The 19,182-nt window shown below is 74.1% G+C and carries 15 protein-coding genes and 1 pseudogene; 13 read left to right on the forward strand and 3 right to left on the reverse strand.

Features of this window, described 5'->3' with window-relative positions; genetic code table 11:
* The 4 genes and pseudogenes from ACH4ZA_RS39290 to ACH4ZA_RS39305 all read left to right on the forward strand — a co-directional run.
* Window positions 1–144, forward strand: a pseudogene (locus tag ACH4ZA_RS39290) (4-hydroxy-3-methylbut-2-en-1-yl diphosphate synthase); the annotation flags it as partial.
* A gap of 425 nt (window positions 145–569) precedes the next feature.
* A complete protein-coding gene (locus ACH4ZA_RS39295; RefSeq protein WP_319282488.1) occupies window positions 570–1,418 on the forward strand; it encodes a GNAT family N-acetyltransferase in 849 nt (282 codons plus the stop codon).
* A gap of 21 nt (window positions 1,419–1,439) precedes the next feature.
* Complete coding sequence (locus ACH4ZA_RS39300; RefSeq protein ID WP_398433814.1) at window positions 1,440–1,973, forward strand: GNAT family N-acetyltransferase; 534 nt, start codon at window positions 1,440–1,442, stop codon at window positions 1,971–1,973.
* Window positions 1,974–2,084: 111 nt separating this feature from the next.
* Window positions 2,085–3,788, forward strand: a complete 1,704-nt coding sequence (locus ACH4ZA_RS39305; protein ID WP_319282484.1) for a proline--tRNA ligase — start codon at window positions 2,085–2,087, stop codon at window positions 3,786–3,788.
* 252 nt (window positions 3,789–4,040) lie between these two features.
* Here ACH4ZA_RS39305 and ACH4ZA_RS39310 read toward each other — a convergent pair whose 3' ends face one another.
* The 3 genes from ACH4ZA_RS39310 to ACH4ZA_RS39320 all read right to left on the reverse strand — a co-directional run bounded on the left by ACH4ZA_RS39310 (window position 4,041) and on the right by ACH4ZA_RS39320 (window position 6,201).
* Complete coding sequence (locus ACH4ZA_RS39310) at window positions 4,041–4,940, reverse strand: aminoglycoside phosphotransferase family protein (RefSeq protein ID WP_319282481.1); 900 nt, start codon at window positions 4,938–4,940, stop codon at window positions 4,041–4,043.
* A 128-nt stretch (window positions 4,941–5,068) separates the two neighbouring features.
* Complete coding sequence (locus tag ACH4ZA_RS39315; RefSeq protein WP_398433815.1) at window positions 5,069–5,569, reverse strand: DUF4439 domain-containing protein; 501 nt, start codon at window positions 5,567–5,569, stop codon at window positions 5,069–5,071.
* Window positions 5,566–6,201 (reverse strand): hypothetical protein, encoded by a 636-nt coding sequence (locus ACH4ZA_RS39320; RefSeq protein WP_398433816.1) that lies wholly within the window; start codon window positions 6,199–6,201, stop codon window positions 5,566–5,568. Before ACH4ZA_RS39320 ends, ACH4ZA_RS39315 begins: the two co-directional genes overlap by 4 nt.
* A gap of 240 nt (window positions 6,202–6,441) precedes the next feature.
* On the opposite strand from ACH4ZA_RS39320, the gene rimP reads away from it, so the two are divergent.
* The 9 genes from rimP (at window position 6,442) to ACH4ZA_RS39365 (ending at window position 19,059) form a co-directional block, all read left to right on the forward strand.
* Entirely contained in the window at window positions 6,442–6,966 is a 525-nt protein-coding gene (gene rimP / locus ACH4ZA_RS39325; RefSeq protein WP_398433817.1) for a ribosome maturation factor RimP, read from the forward strand.
* A 2-nt stretch (window positions 6,967–6,968) separates the two neighbouring features.
* On the forward strand, window positions 6,969–7,955 hold the full coding sequence (gene nusA, locus ACH4ZA_RS39330) for a transcription termination factor NusA (RefSeq protein ID WP_107441648.1): 987 nt from the start codon (window positions 6,969–6,971) through the stop codon (window positions 7,953–7,955).
* A gap of 102 nt (window positions 7,956–8,057) precedes the next feature.
* A complete protein-coding gene (locus ACH4ZA_RS39335; RefSeq protein ID WP_319282627.1) occupies window positions 8,058–8,354 on the forward strand; it encodes a YlxR family protein in 297 nt (98 codons plus the stop codon).
* A gap of 147 nt (window positions 8,355–8,501) precedes the next feature.
* Entirely contained in the window at window positions 8,502–11,606 is a 3,105-nt protein-coding gene (gene infB, locus ACH4ZA_RS39340; protein ID WP_398433818.1) for a translation initiation factor IF-2, read from the forward strand.
* 242 nt (window positions 11,607–11,848) lie between these two features.
* A complete protein-coding gene (locus tag ACH4ZA_RS39345) occupies window positions 11,849–12,142 on the forward strand; it encodes a DUF503 domain-containing protein (RefSeq protein ID WP_319282459.1) in 294 nt (97 codons plus the stop codon).
* 51 nt (window positions 12,143–12,193) lie between these two features.
* Window positions 12,194–12,643, forward strand: a complete 450-nt coding sequence (rbfA, locus tag ACH4ZA_RS39350; RefSeq protein ID WP_306949014.1) for a 30S ribosome-binding factor RbfA — start codon at window positions 12,194–12,196, stop codon at window positions 12,641–12,643.
* The gene (truB, locus tag ACH4ZA_RS39355; RefSeq protein WP_319282457.1) at window positions 12,643–13,548 is read left to right on the forward strand and encodes a tRNA pseudouridine(55) synthase TruB; all 906 of its coding nucleotides are present in this window, start codon (window positions 12,643–12,645) and stop codon (window positions 13,546–13,548) included. Before rbfA ends, truB begins: the two co-directional genes overlap by 1 nt.
* A 248-nt stretch (window positions 13,549–13,796) precedes the next feature.
* A complete protein-coding gene (locus tag ACH4ZA_RS39360; RefSeq protein ID WP_398433819.1) occupies window positions 13,797–17,906 on the forward strand; it encodes a serine protease in 4,110 nt (1,369 codons plus the stop codon).
* A gap of 184 nt (window positions 17,907–18,090) precedes the next feature.
* Window positions 18,091–19,059, forward strand: coding sequence for a bifunctional riboflavin kinase/FAD synthetase (locus tag ACH4ZA_RS39365; RefSeq protein ID WP_319282590.1), 969 nt, complete (start codon window positions 18,091–18,093; stop codon window positions 19,057–19,059).
* Window positions 19,060–19,182: the final 123 nt, after the last annotated feature.

Genomic DNA, 19,182 nt, shown 5'->3' on the forward strand with positions numbered 1-19,182 from the left:
ATCTTCGTGAAGGGCGAGGTCATCAAGACCGTCCCGGAGTCGAAGATCGTCGAGACCCTCATCGAGGAGGCCATGAAGCTGGCCGAGCAGATGGAAGCCGCGGGCATCGCCTCCGGCGAACCGTCGGTGTCGGTAGCAGGCTGACACCGACGTCCACTCCCGGAGTTGTCCCGGAGCAGCGCCGGCAGGTGTTCGCGGCCCGTCCGGTTCCGTCCGGGATGGCGTCGGCCGGTATTTCAGCCCGTCCGGCTCGTCCGGTTCCGTCCGGGATGACGCCGACCGGCATTCTCAGCCCGTCCGGCTCGTCCGGTTCCGGGGGCGTGGGCGGGTGTTCGCGGCCCGTCCGGTTCCGTCCGGGATGGCGTCGGCCGGTATTTTCAGCCCGTCCGGCGTTTGAGGACGAGGCCCGTCCAGGGCCGATCGGGGGTCCGGGGGCGCAGCCCCCGGGGGACGGCACGACAAGCCCGCGGTCACGGCGGACGAACGCCCGCTGAACGCAGGGCGGCACGGCAAAGCTTCCGCAGGTACAGTGCGGGGACCAGCCAGACCCGAGTGTGAGGCCCCCGCGCGTGTTGACCCAGACGACCTCCCGGGTCCTCGAACCGAGCGACCTGGACGCCGCGCTCGCCGTCCTCGACCGCGAGCCGGTCGCCAACGCCTTCGTGACGTCCCGCGTTCAGATCGCGGGCCTCGACCCGTGGCGGCTCGGCGGCGAGATGTGGGGCTGGTACGAGGACGGCATGCTCACGTCCCTGTGCTACGCGGGCGCCAACCTCGTCCCGATCTGCGCCACCCCCCGCGCCGTGCGCGCCTTCGCCGAGCGCGCCCGGCGGGCGGGCCGACGCTGCTCCTCGATCGTCGGCCCCACCGAGTCGACTACCGGCCTGTGGCGCCTCCTCGAACCCCACTGGGGCCCGGCCCGCGAGGTCCGCGCCCGCCAGCCCCTCATGGTCACCGACCGCATGCCCGCCGACGTCGCCCCGGACCCCCACGTCCGCCGCGTCCGCAAGGACGAGATGGACACGATCATCCCGGCGTGTGTGGCGATGTTCACCGAGGAGGTCGGCATCTCGCCGATGGCCGGCGACGGCGGTCTGCTCTACCAGGCCCGGGTCGCCGAACTCGTCGGCGCCGGCCGCTCGTTCGCCCGGCTCGACGACCGGGGCAACGTCGTCTTCAAGGCCGAGATCGGCGCGGCGACCTCCCAGGCCTGCCAGATCCAGGGCGTGTGGGTGGCCCCCGAGTACCGCGGCCGCGGACTGGCCGCCCCCGGCATGGCCGCGATCCTGCGCTACGCCCTGGCGGACGTCGCACCGGTGGCGAGCCTCTATGTCAACGACTTCAACACGGCGGCGCGGCGCACCTACAAGAGGGTGGGCTTCCAGGAGGTCGGAGCCTTCACGAGCGTGCTCTTCTGACGCCCCTGTAGGCTCCCCGCCATGGACCTCGCCATCGGCCCCCTGGACCTTTCCGCCCACGTGGACGAGGCCCTGGCCGTCCAGGCCGTCGCCTTCGGGTTGGGTCCGGACGAAGTGGCCGTCAGACGGCAGATCGTCCTGCGCCACATGACGAGCCCGGGCGCACGGGCCTTCGGCGCGACGACCCCCGAGGGCCGCCTGACCGGGTTCGTCTACGGCATGCCGAACGACCGCACCCACTGGTGGTCCACCGTCGTCCAGCCCTACCTGCGGGCCCAGGACAACGAGTACTGGCTGGACGACTCCTTCGTGATCACGGAGCTCCACGTCCACCCCGCCCACCAGAACCGAGGTGTTGGCCGGGCCCTGATCACCACGATCACCGACACCGCGACCGAGCCCCGCTCGATCCTCTCCGCGATCGACACGGAGAGCCCGGCCCGCGCCCTCTACCGCTCCCTCGGGTACCAAGACCTGGCCCGCCGCGTCCTGTTCCCGAGCGCCCCCCGCCCGTACGTGGTGATGGGCGCCCCGCTGCCCCTCCTGCGCCGCTGAAACGGATTTCCGGCCACCCCGCGCTCCCGGCTAACCTCCTAGCCACCACCTTCCCCCGCCCCCGGTCTCGCCCGGGGACGGCGGACCCCCATCGGCAGGAGTACGAGAACCATGGCCAACGCACCGGTCCAGCGCATGTCCCAGTTGATGGCGAAGACGCTGCGCGACGACCCGGCGGACGCCGAAGTCCTCAGCCACAAGCTCCTCGTCCGGGCGGGCTACGTCCGCCGCACCGCCGCCGGCATCTGGTCCTGGCTGCCGCTCGGCAAGAAGGTCCTCGCGAACGTGGAGCGCATCGTCCGCGAGGAGATGGACGCCATCGGCGCCCAGGAGGTGAGCCTTCCCGCGCTGCTGCCCCGCGAGCCCTACGAGGCGACCGGCCGCTGGGACGAGTACGGTCCCGAGCTGTTCCGTCTTCAGGACCGCAAGGGCGGCGACTACCTCCTCGGCCCGACCCACGAGGAGATCTTCACGCTGATCGTGAAGGACCAGGCGTCCTCCTACAAGGACCTGCCGGTCATCCTCTACCAGATCCAGACGAAGTTCCGCGACGAGGCCCGCCCCCGCGCCGGCATCCTGCGCGGCCGTGAGTTCCTCATGAAGGACTCGTACTCCTTCGACACCGAGGACGAGGGCCTGGCCCGGTCCTACGCCCTGCACCGCCAGGCCTATCAGAAGGTGTTCGAGCGTCTCGGCCTCGACTACCGCATCTGCGCCGCCACCGCGGGCGCCATGGGCGGCTCGAAGTCGGAGGAGTTCCTGGCCCCGGCCGGTGCCGGCGAGGACACCTTCGCCGACTGTCCGAACTGCGACTTCGCGGCCAACACCGAGGCGATCGCCTACGAGCTGAAGACGGTGGACGCCGACGGCGTGCCCGCGCTCGAGGAGATCCCCACCCCGGACACCCCCACCATCGAGACCCTCGCCGCCCACCTCGGCGTGCCGGCCTCCGCGACCCTGAAGAACCTTCTGGTGAAGGTGGACGGCGAGATCGTCGCCGTCGGCGTGCCCGGCGACCGCGAGGTCGACCTCGGCAAGGTCGAGGCGCACTTCGCCCCGGCCGCCGTCGAACTCGTCACCGCCGAGGACTTCGTGGGCCGCCCCGACCTGGTCCGCGGGTACGTCGGTCCCCAGGGCCTGGGCGAGAAGGTCACGTACATCGCCGACCCGCGGGTGGCCCCCGGCACCTCCTGGATCACCGGCGCCAACAAGGAGCACACGCACGCGAAGAACGTCGTCGCGGGCCGCGACTTCGAGGTCGGCGAGTACGTCGACGTCGTCGTCGTCCAGGAGGGCGACCCCTGCCCCAAGTGCGGCACCGGCCTCCACCTGGACCGTGCCATCGAGATCGGCCACATCTTCCAGCTGGGCCGCAAGTACGCCGACGCCCTCAAGCTCGACGTCCTCGGGCAGAACGGCAAGCCGGTCCGGGTGACCATGGGCTCGTACGGCATCGGCGTGTCCCGCGCGGTCGCCGCCCTCGCCGAGCAGACCGCCGACGACAAGGGACTGTGCTGGCCCGCCGAGGTCGCCCCGGCCGACGTGCACGTCGTCGCCGCGGGCAAGGCCCTGCAGACCGAGCTGGCGCTCGAGGTGTCGGAGAAGCTGCGCGAGGCCGGTCTGCGCGTCCTCGTCGACGACCGGGCCGGCGTCTCCCCGGGCGTGAAGTTCACCGACTCCGAGCTGATGGGCGTGCCGCAGATCCTGGTGGCGGGCCGCCGCTCCGCCGAGGGCGTCCTGGAGCTGAAGGACCGCAGGACCGGCGAGCGCGAGGAGCTCACGGTGGACGAGGCGATCGCCCGCCTCACCGCGTGACCTGAACCGATCAGGGGTCCGCGTGAGGTGAGACGGGATTCCCGCAGGCCGTTCCCCGACCGTGGGCGTGACAGCACGTCACCACGGAGGGGAACGGCCGGAGCGGCCCTGACGGTCAGGGACATGGACGGGGGCCGGCGGTGGTCCGCCCGGGCGCGACGGACACCGTCACCTTCGCGGCGGCGGCCGGGCCGTCAGCGGCACGGACCACTGCACCGGGCGTCGCCCCCGGCGATCCCTCTCGAGGCACGCCTAGAGCCAGCCGGCGAACTCCAGCAGCAGTTCCGCGTCCTTGAGGCGCCCCACCCGCAGCGCGCGCACGCCCGACTCCACCGCCCGGAACAGGGTCCAGCCCCGCACCCGCTCCTGGTCCAGTTCCAGTGACTCCGCGAGCCGCTTCACCCGTCGGCGGGTCGTCGTCGCGCCGGACGGCGAGGCGATCAGATCCTCCACCCGGTCCCGCACCAGCCGGGCGAGATCGAACGCGCGCTCACCGGCCACCGGGTCGGGCCCCACCGCGAGCCACGGCATCCGCTCACCCGCCAGCACCTTGCTCTGCCGGAACGTGCCGTGCAGCAGCAGGTGCTCCGGCGGCGCGGCCAGCAGCCCCTCGCGCGCGGCGAGCGCCGCGTCGACCAGGGCGGCCACGTCGGGTTGCGCCGAGGCGCTCGCCCGCATGGCCACCGCCTGCCGCCCGGTGCGTTCGGCGACGCTCTCGAAGGGATGGCCGGCCGGGGGCTGCACCCACAGCCGCCGCAGCGTCCCGGCCGCCTCCAGCAGCGCCTTCGCCTCCGGCAGGGACCGCACGGACACATCGGGGTGCAGCCGCTCGAGAAGCAGCGCGCCGGGCGTCGTCGGCCCGTCCAGCAGCTGGACGGCGCCCAGGCCTTCCCAGTGCGTCAGCGCGGCCCGCTCGGCCTCCGGCCGGAACCGGGGCGGAGCCAGCTTCAGCACGGCAGGCGACCCGTCCGCCCGCCGCACGAGCACGACGAGGCTGGTCCGGCCGCCCGGCGCCTGCACCCGGTCCACGGTCAACCCGCGCAGCGCGACGGCCTGCCGGGCCGCCTCCGGCAGCGTCTCCAGCCAGCCGTCACCGTCCGGTGCCGTCTCACCGAGTGCCCGGACCAGACGCTGCGGCGGTTCGAAAGCCATGCGCGAGTCGTTCCCTTCCGTCTCCCGGTCAAGCAGTGGGCGTCCCCGCAGCCGCTGTCCCCGCAGCCGCAGCCGCTGCCGTCGAATCGCCGAACCCGTCGCCGCCCGGGCCGTCGTCCGCCTCCCGCCTAGCGCGCGGGCACCCCCGCCGCCGCGTCCGGAGCCGCCGCGGACGCCGAGCCCGTGGCCGAATCCGTGCCGCCCCGCTCGGCGAGCCCAGGGAAGGCTACGCTCCCGCCCCGCCAGCGCGCCGCGCGGACCGCCGCCTCGCGCAGCGCGGCCGCGGCGTCCCGCCGCCGTGCGCCGGAGGCTGCCCGCACCAGGTCGGAGTACACCCCGGCCACACGGTCCTCCAGGTCGGCGGCGAGCCGGACCGCCGTCGCGGAGTCCGCCACCGGGAACGGCAACGCGTACCCGGCGCTCGCGGCGACCGGCTCCGCGCCCAGGCCGCGCACGTCCCGGGCCAGCGCGTCCCGCCGCGCCCGGTGCGCGTCGTAGGCCGCCCGCGCCTCGGAGCTCCGGTCCTCGCCGACGCGGCCGCCGACCACCCCGTACCCGTACACCGCGGCGTGCTCGGCGGCCAGCACCGCCTGCAGCGCCGTCAGCTCCGCGCCGGTCTCCCCGCTCATCGCGTCCCCTCCGTCAGCAGATAGGCGTGCACCGCGCCGGCCGCCGCCACCGAGGCGAGCAGCCGGGCCAGCTCGCCCGGAACCTCCAGCAGCTGCGCGGCCCTGCTGTCGGCGAGCGTCCGCTCGGCGGCCGCGAGCCCCACGAGGGCGTCCCGCTCGGTCGCCGGCGCGGCGGCGGAAGGCGGGGCGGCCGCCGGCGGGGTCACCGACGGCGGGACCGAGACGCCCGCCGGGGCGGTCGCGGCGGCCGAGGCCGAAGGATTGCCGGTACCGGTACCGGTACCACCGGCGGTGGCGGTGGCGGTGGCGGTGGCCGTGGGGGAGGGGGACGCCGTGCCGACGCCCCCGAACGCCGCCACATGCCGGACGACCTCCGCCCGCAGCGGAGCCAGCCGTGCCGCCAGCGCCGGATGGACGGCGAGCGCGGCGTCGTACCGTGCGAGCAGACCGCTGCTCTCCCGGGCCGCACGCGCGCGTGCCCGCTCGGCGACCGACGGGGCGCTGCTCGCGCTCTTCGCGGTCTCCCCGGGCCCGGCGGAGCAGCCCGCCAGCAGAGCGGCCCCGGCGGCCGAGGCGAGCAGGGTTCTTCTTCGCGGCCCCGAGGGGGTGCGCGAGGGGTGGGGGAGCGGCACGGCAGACGTCCTCGGCGAACTCGTACGGAAACCAGGACGGCACCGGGACCTGTCCTGGCGGGCGGCGAACCCGTGATCACCGTACCCGCGCGCCCGCCGCGCACCACTCAGCGGCACCGCGCGCGGGGCCCCGCCACCCTCCGTGCACAGGTGGACGGCAACACTCCCTGCGACCGGATACCCTTTGATCAGACACGAGCCCCCACCCACAACAGCACACGCGGCCGAGGAGTCACCCGGATGAGCACCACCCAGAGCGAGAGGCTGCGAGAGCTCCTGGAACCGCTCGTCGCCTCCCAGGGTCTGGATCTCGAAGAGATCACCGTGGATTCGGTAGGCCGCAGAAGAGTGCTGAGCGTCGTCGTCGACTCCGACACCGGAGCGGACCTGGACCGGATCGCCGATGTGAGCCGCGCGCTCTCGGCGAAGCTCGACGAGACGGACGCGATGGGCGAGGGCGAGTACACCCTCGAGGTCGGGACCCCGGGCGCGGAGCGCACCCTCACCGAGCACCGGCACTACATGCGCGCCGCCGGCCGGCTGGTCCGTTTCCAGCTCGCCGAGGGCGGCGAGCTGGTCGCCCGGATCCTGCGGGTCGACGACGAAGGGCTCGACGTCGAGGTGCCCGGCGTGAAGGGCCGCAAGGCCACCGCCCGCCGACTCGCCTTCGGCGACGTCGGCAAGGCACGCGTACAGGTCGAGTTCAACCGCAAGGACGACCCGGCCGGCCAGAGCGACAGCAACGAGAAGGAAGAGGAGGCGTAGCCGTGGACATCGACATGAGCGCCCTGCGGGGCTTGGTGCGGGAGAAGGAGATCTCCTTCGACCTGCTGGTCGAGGCGATCGAGTCGGCCCTCCTCATCGCCTACCACCGCACCGAGGGAAGCCGCCGTCACGCGCGCGTGGAGCTCGACCGGCAATCGGGGCACGTGACCGTGTGGGCGAAGGAGGACCCCGAGGACCTCGAGGAGGGGCAGGAGCCCCGTACGTTCGACGACACCCCGTCCGACTTCGGCCGTATCGCCGCCACCACGGCCAAGCAGGTCATCCTGCAGCGCCTGCGCGACGCCGAGGACGACGCGACGCTCGGCGAGTACGCCGGCCGCGAGGGCGACATCGTCACCGGCGTGGTCCAGCAGGGCCGCGACCCGAAGAACGTGCTCGTGGACATCGGCAAGCTGGAGGCCATCCTGCCGGTGCAGGAGCAGGTGCCCGGCGAGACCTACCCGCACGGCCTGCGGCTGCGGTCGTACGTCGTCCGGGTGGCGAAGGGCGTGCGCGGCCCGTCCGTCACCCTCTCCCGGACGCACCCCAACCTGGTGAAGAAGCTCTTCGCGCTGGAGGTCCCGGAGATCGCCGACGGGTCCGTGGAGATCGCCGCCATCGCCCGCGAGGCCGGTCACCGCACGAAGATCGCCGTCAGGTCCACCCGTTCGGGCCTGAACGCCAAGGGCGCCTGCATCGGCCCCATGGGCGGCCGGGTGCGCAACGTGATGGGCGAGCTCAACGGCGAGAAGATCGACATCGTGGACTGGTCGGACGACCCGGCCGAGATGGTGGCGAACGCCCTGTCCCCGGCCCGCGTCTCCAAGGTGGAGGTCGTGGACCTCGGAGCCCGCTCCGCGCGCGTCACCGTGCCGGACTACCAGCTGTCCCTGGCGATCGGCAAGGAAGGGCAGAACGCCCGTCTGGCCGCCCGTCTGACCGGCTGGCGGATCGACATCCGTCCGGACACCGAACAGACGGAGGAATAGATCTCGGCCTGAGTGGGCTGAGATCACGTCAGAGTTCTGTGCGGCAAGTGTTCGACTCACGCCCCGAAGGGGTGAGGTCGGCACGGGGAGGTAGACTTAGCTGTGTCTGGCCGGACGCACGCCGGAGCATGCCCTGAACGCACCTGTGTGGGGTGCCGGGAGCGAGCGGCCAAGACGGAGCTGCTGCGCATCGTGGCGATCAAGGACGCGTGCGTCCCTGATCCACGCGGTACGCTGCCCGGCCGGGGTGCGTATCTGCATCCCGCCCTGTTCTGTCTCGATCAGGCGGTACGCCGGCGGGCGTTCACGAGGGCGTTGCGAGCCCCGGGAGCGCTCGACACAAAGGTGTTGCGCCAGTACGTCGAGCAGACGACCGTTGCCGAGCAGGCAACACCGTAAGAAGGCGTCGCACGGAACCTCCGTGCGGCTCTGGTACCCCGCGAGTTGGAAGTAGGTCGAGATTGCGATGAGCACTCGATGAGCACGCGATGAGTACGCCCATGAAGTAGCGACGGTCCGGACACACCCGGACCTAAAAGGAGCGAAGTGGCTAAGGTCCGGGTATACGAACTCGCCAAGGAGTTCGGGGTGGAGAGCAAGGTCGTCATGGCCAAGCTCCAAGAACTCGGTGAATTCGTCCGTTCGGCGTCCTCGACGATCGAGGCGCCCGTTGTCCGCAAGTTGACAGACGCCTTCCAGGGCGGCGGCGGCAAGTCCGCCAAGCCCGCCCCGCGCAAGGCTGCCCCCAGGCCCGGTGCGCCCTCTCCGGCGCAGGCGGCCCGTCCGGGCCCGGCTGCTCCGCGGCCGGCCGCCCCCAAGCCTCCGACGGCGCAGCAGCCCGCGGCTCCCGCCGCCCCTGCCGCCTCGTCGGCCCCGTCGGCCCCCGCGCCGACGACCCCCGGCCCGCGTCCGGGCCCCCGGCCCGCCCCGCGTCCGGCCCCCGCCGCTCCGGAGTTCACCGCTCCGCCGTCGGCCCCGGCCGCACCGGCCCAGCCCGCGGGTCCGGCACAGTCCGCCCCGCGTCCGGCCTCGCAGGCGCCGCGCCCCGGCGCGCCCCGTCCCGCCGGCCGCCCCGGCGCCGGTCAGGGCCAGGACCGCGGCGACCGCGGTCAGCGTCCGGCCGCCGCGCAGGGTCCGCGTCCCGGTGGCGCGCCCCGTCCGGGCGGCGCCCGTCCGGCCGGTCCGCGTCCGGGCAACAACCCCTTCACGTCCGGCGGCAACGCCGGCATGGCGCGTCCGCAGGCGCCCCGTCCGCAGGGCGCCCCGCGTCCCGGCGGCCCGGGTGCTCCCGGCGCCGGTCCCCGTCCCCAGGCCCCCGGCGGCCAGGGCGGCGGTCCTCGTCCGCAGTCCCCGGGCGGCGCCCGTCCGAGCCCGGGCGGCATGCCTCGCCCGCAGGGTGCGGGTCCCGGCGGTCCGCGTCCCGGCGGCGGTCCCCGTCCCAACCCCGGCATGATGCCGCAGCGTCCCGCTGCCGGCCCGCGTCCCGGCGGCGGCCCCGGCGGCCGCGGTCCGGGCGGCGGCGGTGCGGGTCGTCCCGGCGGCGGCGGTCGTCCCGGTGGCGGCGGCTTCGCGGGTCGTCCGGCCGGTCCCGGCGGCGGCGCCCGTCCGGGCGGCGGCGGTTTCGCCGGTCGTCCCGGCGGCGGCGGTCCCGGTGGCGGCGGCGGCTTCGGCGGCGGTCGTCCCGGCTTCGGCGGACGTCCCGGCGGTCCCGGTGGCCGTGGTGGCACGCAGGGCGCCTTCGGTCGTCCCGGCGGTCCCGCGCGCCGCGGTCGCAAGTCGAAGAGGCAGAGGCGCCAGGAGTACGAGGCCATGCAGGCCCCGTCGGTCGGCGGCGTGATGCTGCCTCGCGGCAACGGCGAGACCATTCGCCTGTCGCGCGGTGCGTCCCTCACCGACTTCGCCGAGAAGATCAACGCCAACCCGGCGTCGCTCGTCGCGGTGATGATGAACCTCGGCGAGATGGTCACGGCCACGCAGTCCGTCTCCGACGCGACCCTCGAGGTCCTCGCCGGCGAGATGAACTACACGATCCAGATCGTCAGCCCCGAGGAGGAGGACCGCGAGCTGCTCGAGTCCTTCGACATCGAGTTCGGCGAGGACGAGGGCGACGAGGAGGACCTGGTGGTCCGCCCGCCGGTCGTCACCGTCATGGGTCACGTCGACCACGGAAAGACCCGACTGCTCGACGCCATCCGCAAGACGAACGTCATCGCGGGCGAGGCCGGCGGCATCACCCAGCACATCGGTGCCTACCAGGTCTCGACCCAGGTCAACGAAGAGGACCGCGCGATCACCTTCATCGACACCCCGGGTCACGAGGCGTTCACCGCCATGCGTGCCCGTGGTGCCCGGTCGACGGACATCGCGATCCTGGTCGTCGCGGCCAACGACGGCGTCATGCCGCAGACGGTCGAGGCGCTCAACCACGCCAAGGCGGCCGAGGTCCCGATCGTCGTCGCGGTCAACAAGATCGACGTCGAGGGCGCCGACCCGACCAAGGTGCGCGGTCAGCTCACCGAGTTCGGTCTGGTGGCCGAGGAGTACGGCGGCGACACGATGTTCGTCGACATCTCCGCCAAGCAGGGTCTGCACATCGACTCGCTGCTCGAGGCCGTGATCCTCACGGCCGACGCCTCGCTCGACCTGCGGGCCAACCCCAGCCAGGACGCGCAGGGCATCTCGATCGAGTCCCGTCTCGACCGCGGCCGCGGCGCCGTGGCGACGGTCCTCGTGCAGCGAGGCACCCTGCGGGTCGGCGACACGATGGTTGTGGGCGACGCCTACGGCCGGGTGCGCGCCATGCTCGACGACAACGGCAACAACGTCGCCGAGGCCGGCCCGTCGACGCCGGTCCAGGTCCTGGGCCTGACCAACGTCCCGGGTGCGGGCGACAACTTCCTCGTCGTCGACGAGGACCGCACCGCCCGCCAGATCGCCGAGAAGCGTGCCGCCCGCGAGCGGAACGCCGCCTTCGCCAAGCGCACGCGCAGGTTCTCCCTGGAGAACCTGGACGCCGCCCTGAAGGCCGGCGAGGTCCAGCAGCTGAACCTGATCATCAAGGGTGACGCTTCCGGTTCGGTGGAGGCCCTCGAGTCCTCGCTGCTCCAGCTGGACGTCGGCGAAGAGGTCGACATCCGCGTCCTGCACCGCGGCGTCGGTGCGGTCACGGAGTCGGACATCGACCTGGCCATGGGCTCGGACGCCATCGTCATCGGCTTCAACGTCCGCGCGGCGGGCCGCGCGGCGCAGATGGCCGAGCGCGAAGGCGTCGACGTCCGGTACTACTCGGTCATCTACCAGGCGATCGAGGAGATCGAGGCGGCCCTGAAGGGCATGCTGAAGCCGGAGTACGAGGAGGTCGAGCTCGGCACGGCGGAGATCCGCGAGATCTTCAAGTCGTCCAAGCTGGGCAACATCGCCGGTGTCCTGGTCCGCTCGGGCGAGGTCAAGCGCAACACCAAGGCGCGCCTCATCCGCGACGGCAAGGTCATCGCGGAGAACCTCAACATCGAGGGTCTGCGCCGCTTCAAGGACGACGTCACCGAGATCCGCGAAGGCTACGAGGGCGGTATCAACCTCGGAAACTTCAACGACATCAAGATCGACGACGTCATCGCGACGTACGAGATGCGGGAGAAGCCCCGCGCGTAAGTCGATGGATGCCGCCGGCCGACGGGAGACGTTCCCGTCGGCCGGCGCTTCGTCTGGGGGCTCACCCCTCCGGACCCGGCTTCGGCCCCGAACGGGCGGGCCTCGTCCGCCAGGCCGGACGGGGCCGGCCCGGCCGGGAAAACCCCGTCGAGCCGCCGACCGGAACGTTGTACCGTTCATGATGTCCCTGCCCCCTGGCGGCAGGGCCGTCGATCCCGTACCGGCGGGTTAACCGGCTATACATGTACGTGGGGACACTGTCCTTCGACCTCCTCCTCGGCGACGTGCATTCGCTGAAGGAGAAGCGCTCCGTCATCCGTCCGATCGTCGCCGAGCTCCAGCGCAAGTACGCGGTGAGCGCGGCCGAGGTGGACAATCAGAACCTCCACCGCAGGGCCTCCATCGGCCTCGCCGTGGTCTCCGGTGACGCGGAGCACCTGACCGACGTCCTGGACCGGTGCGAACGGCTGGTGGCCGCCCGCCCCGAAGTGGAGCTGCTGTCGGTCAGACGCCGTTTCCACGGCGAAGACGACTGACACGACCGACCACGTGAAGAACGCAACAAGGAAAGAACGGGAGACGGACCAGTGGCCGACAACGCGCGCGCCAAGAGGCTGGCGGACCTCATCCGAGAGGTGGTGGCCCAGAAGCTGCAGCGCGGGATCAAGGACCCGCGGCTCGGTTCCCACGTCACCATCACGGACACCCGGGTGACCGGCGACCTCAGGGAAGCGACCGTCTTCTACACCGTGTACGGCGACGACGAGGAGCGGGCGGCCGCCGCCGCGGGCCTGGAGAGCGCCAAGGGCGTCCTGCGCTCCGAGGTGGGCCGTGCGGCCGGCGTGAAGTTCACGCCGACGCTCGCCTTCGTCGCCGACGCCCTGCCGGACAACGCCCGCACCATCGACGACCTCCTCGACAGGGCGCGCGCCGCCGACGAGAAGGTCCGCGAGGTGTCCGCGGGCGCCGGGTACGCGGGCGAGGCCGACCCGTACCGCAAGCCCGGCGACGAGGACGAGACGGACGACTCCGCCTGATGAACGGCAAGCAGAACACGCCCGACGGACTTGTCATCGTCGACAAGCCGCCGGGCTTCACCTCGCACGACGTCGTGGCCAAGATGCGGGGGATCGCCCGGACCCGCCGTGTCGGGCACGCCGGCACGCTCGACCCGATGGCGACGGGCGTCCTCGTCCTCGGCGTCGAGAAGGCGACGAAGCTCCTCGGGCACCTGGCGCTGACCGAGAAGGAGTACCTGGGCACGATCCGGCTCGGCCAGACGACCCTGACGGACGACGCCGAGGGCGAGATCACGGGGTCCACGGACGCCTCGAAGGTCACCCGGGACGCGATCGACGCGGGCATCGCCAAGCTGAGCGGCGACATCATGCAGGTGCCGTCCAAGGTCAGCGCCATCAAGATCGACGGCGTGCGCTCCTACAAGCGCGCCCGGGACGGCGAGGACTTCGAGATCCCGGCCCGCCCGGTCACCGTCTCCGCCTTCTCCGTCTACGACGTCCGTGACGCCGTCGCCGAGGACGGCACCCCGGTGACGGACCTGGTGGTGTCCGTCGTCTGCTCCTCCGGCACCTACATCCGGGCCCTCGCCCGCGACCTGGGAGCCGGCCTCGGCGTCGGCGGCCATCTCACCGCCCTGCGCCGCACCCGCGTCGGCCCGTACAAGCTGGACTCGGCGAAGACGCTCGACCAGCTGCAGCAGGAGCTGAGCGTGCTGCCGATCGGCGACGCGGCCGCCGCCGCGTTCCCCCGCTGGAACGTGGACGCGCGACGCGCCCGGCTGCTCCTGAACGGCGTGCGCCTGGAGATGCCCGACGAGTACGCGGGCGCGGGCGCGGTCGGCGTGTTCGATCCCGAGGGCCGCTTCCTGGCCCTGGTGGAGGAGCAGAAGGGCAAGGCCAAGAGCCTCGCCGTGCTCGGCTGAGCCTTCTCCCCTACGGACTGCCCGTGGAGCGGCGAGCACGGGGTGCTGCCCCGCCGCTCCACGGTCCCCCCTCGGTTCCCCCACTCCTAGGCTGTGTCCGGCGGCGGGTGTTCATTCACCCGTCCGGGCAGGCGCTCGGAGTGAACCGAGGGAGTGCAGGGGGGCGCTTTCGTCCCGCGACCCGTTCCACTGATCATTCGCGCCTACCGTCGACCGGAGGGCACGCGGGCGCGGTGGGAGGTACGGCGATGGCGGGAGGGGGCCCGCGGACACCGCGGCACGACTCCTTGCGGGGCACGTCACGGGACGACCGGACGGATCCTCCCGGCACTCGCGACGATGATCCCGGCGCTCCCTTCGGCGCCGAAGCCTCGCTGGTCCGCATCCGCGACCTGGCCGGCCGGCCGCGCGGCGCCGGCTTCGTCGCCGACCACCACGGCACGGTCCTCACCAGCCACGAGACGGTCGACGGCCTCTCCCGGCTCGTCGTGCACGCCGCGGGCGACCGCAGCTGCCTGGTGAGCGCCGACGCCGTCACCGCGCTGCCCGAGCTCGGCCTGGCGCTCGTCCGCACCGAAGGCCTCGGCGCGGACCCGCTGCCGGTGACCGTACGGCAGGGCGTCGAGCCCGGCCGGTACGTCCGGCTGGCCGCCGGCTGCTGGCGCGAGGCGCGGGTGCTGGCCGAGGCGTGCGTGACGTACACGGCCACGGACCGTTTCCACCTGGTCGACGGGGCCCTCGAGCTGGCGATCGGCACCGCGGGCCGGGACGCGCTGCGGCTGGGCGGCGGCGCGGCCGGAGGGCCGGTCCTCGACGCCGCCACCGGTGCGGTCGTCGCCGTCCTCGGCACGGCACTGCGCTCGGGCCCCCGCGACACGGGCTTCGCCGTCGCCCTGCGGCCCTCCCGCCCCTCACCACCGTCGCCGCCCGGTGACGCTCCGGCGGAAAGCGCGGGCCGGGACGGCGAACGCGGCGCGGCGGGCGGTGGGACGGCGACCGCCGGGGCGGCCGTGTCGTCGCGCGAGACCCGGCACGGGTACGGAATCGGGTTCGGGTCCGGGTACGCGTACCCCGGTGGGGACGGGGCAGCGGGCGGCGGGGCGGGCCATGCGCCGGCGCCCGGGGCCGCGGGCGCCGGTTCCCCGTCCGGGGCGGACGGAGTGCGGGCCGCGCCGGCCCAGGCCGCCGGGCCCCTGGCCGAGCTGCTCGCCCGCAACGCGGTGACCGTGCCCGCCTACGGCGCGGACCTCAATCTGGCGGGCGTCCTGGAACTGACGGCCACCTCCGTCGCCTCGGACGGCCCGCCCGGCGCGCTGTCCGGCGGCTTCGGCGCCGCCGACGGTTCCCGTCCCGCCGCGACCGCCCCGGTCGAACGGGCCCACCCCGCAAGGGAGTTCGCCGCCTTCGCAGGGGGCCCGGCGGCCGTCCTCGGCCTCGTCGGCGCACCGGGCAGCGGCCGTACGACGGAACTCGCGGCGTTCGCCGCCCGCCGCCACCGGGCGGCCGAACAGGCCCCCACCCTGTGGCTGCGCGGCGCCGACCTGCGGGCGGACGACGACTCGCTCGCCGACGCGGTACGCCGCACCCTGGCCAGGGCGGCACGCATCGTGGCCGCGGGGCGGAGCACGCCGGGCACGGCCTTCACCGGCTCCTCGCACACGCCGCGGACCTCACCGGGGGTGGGGGCCTCGCGGGGCACGGGGGCGGCAGGAGCCCCGGGCACGGAGGCCGTGCCGGGCCCGGCGGGCGCGTCCGGCGCTTCGGGCGGAGCCGCTGCGGCCGCCGCCGGTCCGGGCGGCGTCACCCCCGAGCGGCTGGCCCGTCTCGCCGCGGCCGCGGGACGCCCCCTGCTGCTGCTCCTCGACGGCCCTGAGGAGATGCCCCCGGTCCTCGCCCACCGGCTCGCCGACTGGAGCGAGGGCACCGCCGCCTGGCTGCGGGAGACGGGCGCCCGACTGGTGATCGCGTGCCGGGCGGAGTACTGGGAGCGGGCGGGCGCGCACTTCCCGCCGGAGACCCTGTACGGAACCGCGACGGCGTCGGGCCCGCTCCCGCCGTGCGTCCTCCTCGGCGACCTCACCCCCGACGAGGCGCGCGAGGCACGCGCCCGCTACGCCGTCCCCGACACCGCGCTCGCCGCCCCCGACGACCGTCACCCCCTCACCCTCCGCCTCCTCTCCGAGGTCCGGGCCGCCCTGCCCGGCCCCTCCGACCGGTCCCCGGCCGACCGGTCCCTCGTCGACCGGACACCTGACGAGCGGACACCCGTCGACCGGGACGACGTCTTCGCCGCCCATCTCGACCTGATGTGCCTGCGCATCGCCGTCCGCATCGCCGTCGAGAACGGCCTGCGGGGCGCAAGCGTGCGCCGCCTCGCGGCGAAGGTCGCAGGACAGGTCCACGAGGCCGCCCGCCGCAGTCTGGGACCGGGGCAGGGCCAGCTGGACCGGGCATCGTTCGAAGCGGTGTTCCCCTGGGCGGCGGCGCCCTCCCGGCTCGGCGCCGACAGCGGATGGGCGTCCGCCGTCCTCACCGAGGGCCTTCTCGTGCCCGCGGGCAGCGGCTACCGCTTCGCCCACGAGGAACTCGCCGACTGGCTCCAGGGCCTCCACCTCGACCTGGACGAGGCCCTGCGCGCCCTGGTCCACCGTCCCGAAGTGCCCGGCGACGACCGCCCACTGCCCGTGCCGCATCACCGCATCGGCCCCGTGGTCGAGGCCATGCTGCACCTGGGCCGGCACCAGGGCCCGCACCGGCTCGCCGCCCGGCTGCGTGAGCTGATCCACTCCCTGGAGGCCGACCCCGGCTCCTGGTGGGCCGCCCGGCTGCTCGCCCGGACCCTGCTGCGCGTACCGGACGCGACGCCGTACACGGGCGTCCTGCGCCTGCTGGCGGACCGCATCGCCGCCGGCGCCGCGGAGACCGGCGCGCCCCTCGCCGACTTCGGCCCCGGATTCTGGACGGCCCTGGCCCTGCCCTGCGACGCCCGCCTCGACCTCCTGCGCCGTCTCGTCCTCGCCGACGGCGCCCCCCACGACGCGGACGCGCCCCGCTACCTGGACGTCGTGGCCGGTCTCCTCGCCGCCGATCCGGCCGCCGTGCAGCCGCACCTCACCCACTGGTTCGACGACGAGCGGCCGCTGCCCGCGACCCCGCACGCCACGGTGGCGACGGCCGCGCAGGCCCTGTTGCACACCCATCGGCGAGGCGCCCTCGACGATCTCACCGACGTGCTCGTCGACTGCGCCCACCGTCGCGCCGCCGAACTGCTCGCCGTGCTGGCCGAGGAGGAGCCGTCGGCGCTGTGCCGGGCCGTCGACCGCTGGGCGCGCGACGGGCGTCCGGCCCGGCGGGCCGCGGCGGCCGCCCACGCCCTGAGCGCCGCGCCGCACGCCGGCGCCGAGGCGGACCGCCGCCTGCTGCGTCACGCCGCCCTCGCCCTGCTCGCCCGTCCCGGCGACGGCCGCCTGCACGGCGGCGCGCTCGCCCTTCTCGTCCGCGACCCCGAGACCCGGCGCGGCTACCTGCCGCGGGCCCTGGAGCGGTTCGCGGCGGGCGACGACCCGCATCTCCCGCCGAGTGCGCTGCTGCCCGCCCTGTCCACCGACCCCGGGCCGGTGCTCGACGTGTTCCGGGCGCGTCTGCTCGGCGCCGAACGCGCGGACGCGGGCAGGATCCTGCGGACGCTCGCCGAGGTCGCCGCCCCACCCGCTGCGGCCCGCCGGATCGCCGCCCTGGTGCAGGAGACCGCCGAGCGCCGGCCGGAGTACGCGGGGCACGTGGCCGCGTACGTCGACCGCCGTCTCGATCACGGCCCCGACGCTCGTCCGGTGCTTCTCCCCTTGATCACCGGCCTGCTGGCCGACGGGAGCCCGGAGCCGGTCCGGGCTGCGCTGGCCGGGGTGCTGGCCACCCCCGGCGCGCCCGGCTCCCGCCCCCTGCGGGACGAGCTCCTGGAACACCTCCTCGTCCGCGAAGAGGCCCCCGCCGTCCTGGCCGCCGTCCTGTACGCGGCCGCCGGCCGGGACGGCGACGACCTGCGCGCCCTCGTCCACCTCACCGGCAGCCTCCTCGTCCGCACCCCGGAAGGCGCGACCTGCTTCGACCGCGGTCTGGTCGACCTGGGCCGCCACGTGCCGGGCTTCGCCGCGCGGGTGGTGGAGTGGATCACGGAGCGGCCGGGGGAGTGGGCCGCCGTGGTCGGCCCGAGCGCCCGCCGCACGGTGGAGAACCTGGCAGCGGCCGGGACCGGGACCGGGGCCGGGGCGGGGGCGGACGCGGCGGCGGGGGCGGGGAGCGAGACGGCGAGCGGGGCAGGGAGTGAGACGGCGGGGGCGGGGCCGCGTGTGACGGTGTGACGCCGTGGCGCGCGCGGGCAGGCCACGGCGAGCCGTCTCATGTGGGCCGTCTCATGTGGGCCGTCTCACGTGGGCCGGGTCACAGCCTCCATGCCGATGCGGGCCGGAAGCACCCGGCATGGCACCCTTAGACCTGCGTAAGAGGCAAGAGCAGACACGGACAAGGGTTCGAGGAGCGGTCACAGTGCAGCGCTGGCGTGGCTTGGCAGACATCCCCGAGGACTGGGGACGCAGCGTCGTCACCATCGGCTCCTACGACGGTGTCCACCGGGGACACCAGCTGATCATCCGGCATGCCGTGGACCGGGCCCGCGAGCTGGGCGTTCCGGCCGTCGTCGTCACCTTCGACCCGCACCCCAGCGAGGTCGTCCGTCCCGGCAGCCATCCGCCCCTGCTCGCCCCGCACCACCGCCGCGCGGAACTGATGGCGGACCTCGGTGTCGACGCGGTCCTCATCCTGCCGTTCACCACCGAGTTCTCGAAGCTGTCGCCTGCCGAGTTCGTGGTGAAGGTCCTGGTCGACCGGCTGCACGCCAAGGCGGTCGTCGAGGGACCGAACTTCCGTTTCGGCCACAAGGCGGCGGGCAACGTCGAGTTCCTCACCGAGCAGGGCAAGGTGTACGACTTCGAGGTGGAGGTCGTCGACCTCTACGTGCGCGGCGAGGCCGGCGGCGGCGAACCGTTCTCCTCGACGCTGACCCGGCGTCTGGTGGCCGAGGGCGACCTCGCGGGCGCGGCGGAGATCCTCGGTCGTCCGCACCGCGTGGAGGGCGTCGTGGTGCGCGGGGCCCAGCGTGGGCGCGAGCTCGGCTTCCCGACCGCCAACGTCGAGACCCTGCCCCACACGGCGATCCCGGCGGACGGCGTCTACGCGGGCTGGCTGCACGTGGACGGCGAGGCGATGCCCGCCGCGATCTCCGTCGGCACCAACCCGCAGTTCGACGGCACCGAACGCACGGTGGAGGCGTACGCCATCGACCGCGTCGGCCTCGACCTCTACGGACTGCACGTCGCCGTCGACTTCCTGGCCTTCGTGCGCGGCCAGGCCAAGTTCGACTCCCTGGACGGGCTGTTGGAGCAGATGGCGCAGGACGTGAAGCGCTGCCGGGAACTGGTGGCGGCGCAGCAGGAGCAGGAGCAGGAGCAGCAGTAGCACTGGCAGGAGCAGTGACCGACGGGCCGGTTCGGCCCGTCCGGTGAACGGCCGGGGGCGGGCCGGGTGCAGGACCCCCGCCCCCCCCCCCCCCCCCTTAGGGGGCGGAGGACTTCTACAACA

Source organism: Streptomyces sp. NPDC020597, assembly GCF_044335095.1.
In the GTDB taxonomy this organism is placed as follows: domain Bacteria; phylum Actinomycetota; class Actinomycetes; order Streptomycetales; family Streptomycetaceae; genus Streptomyces.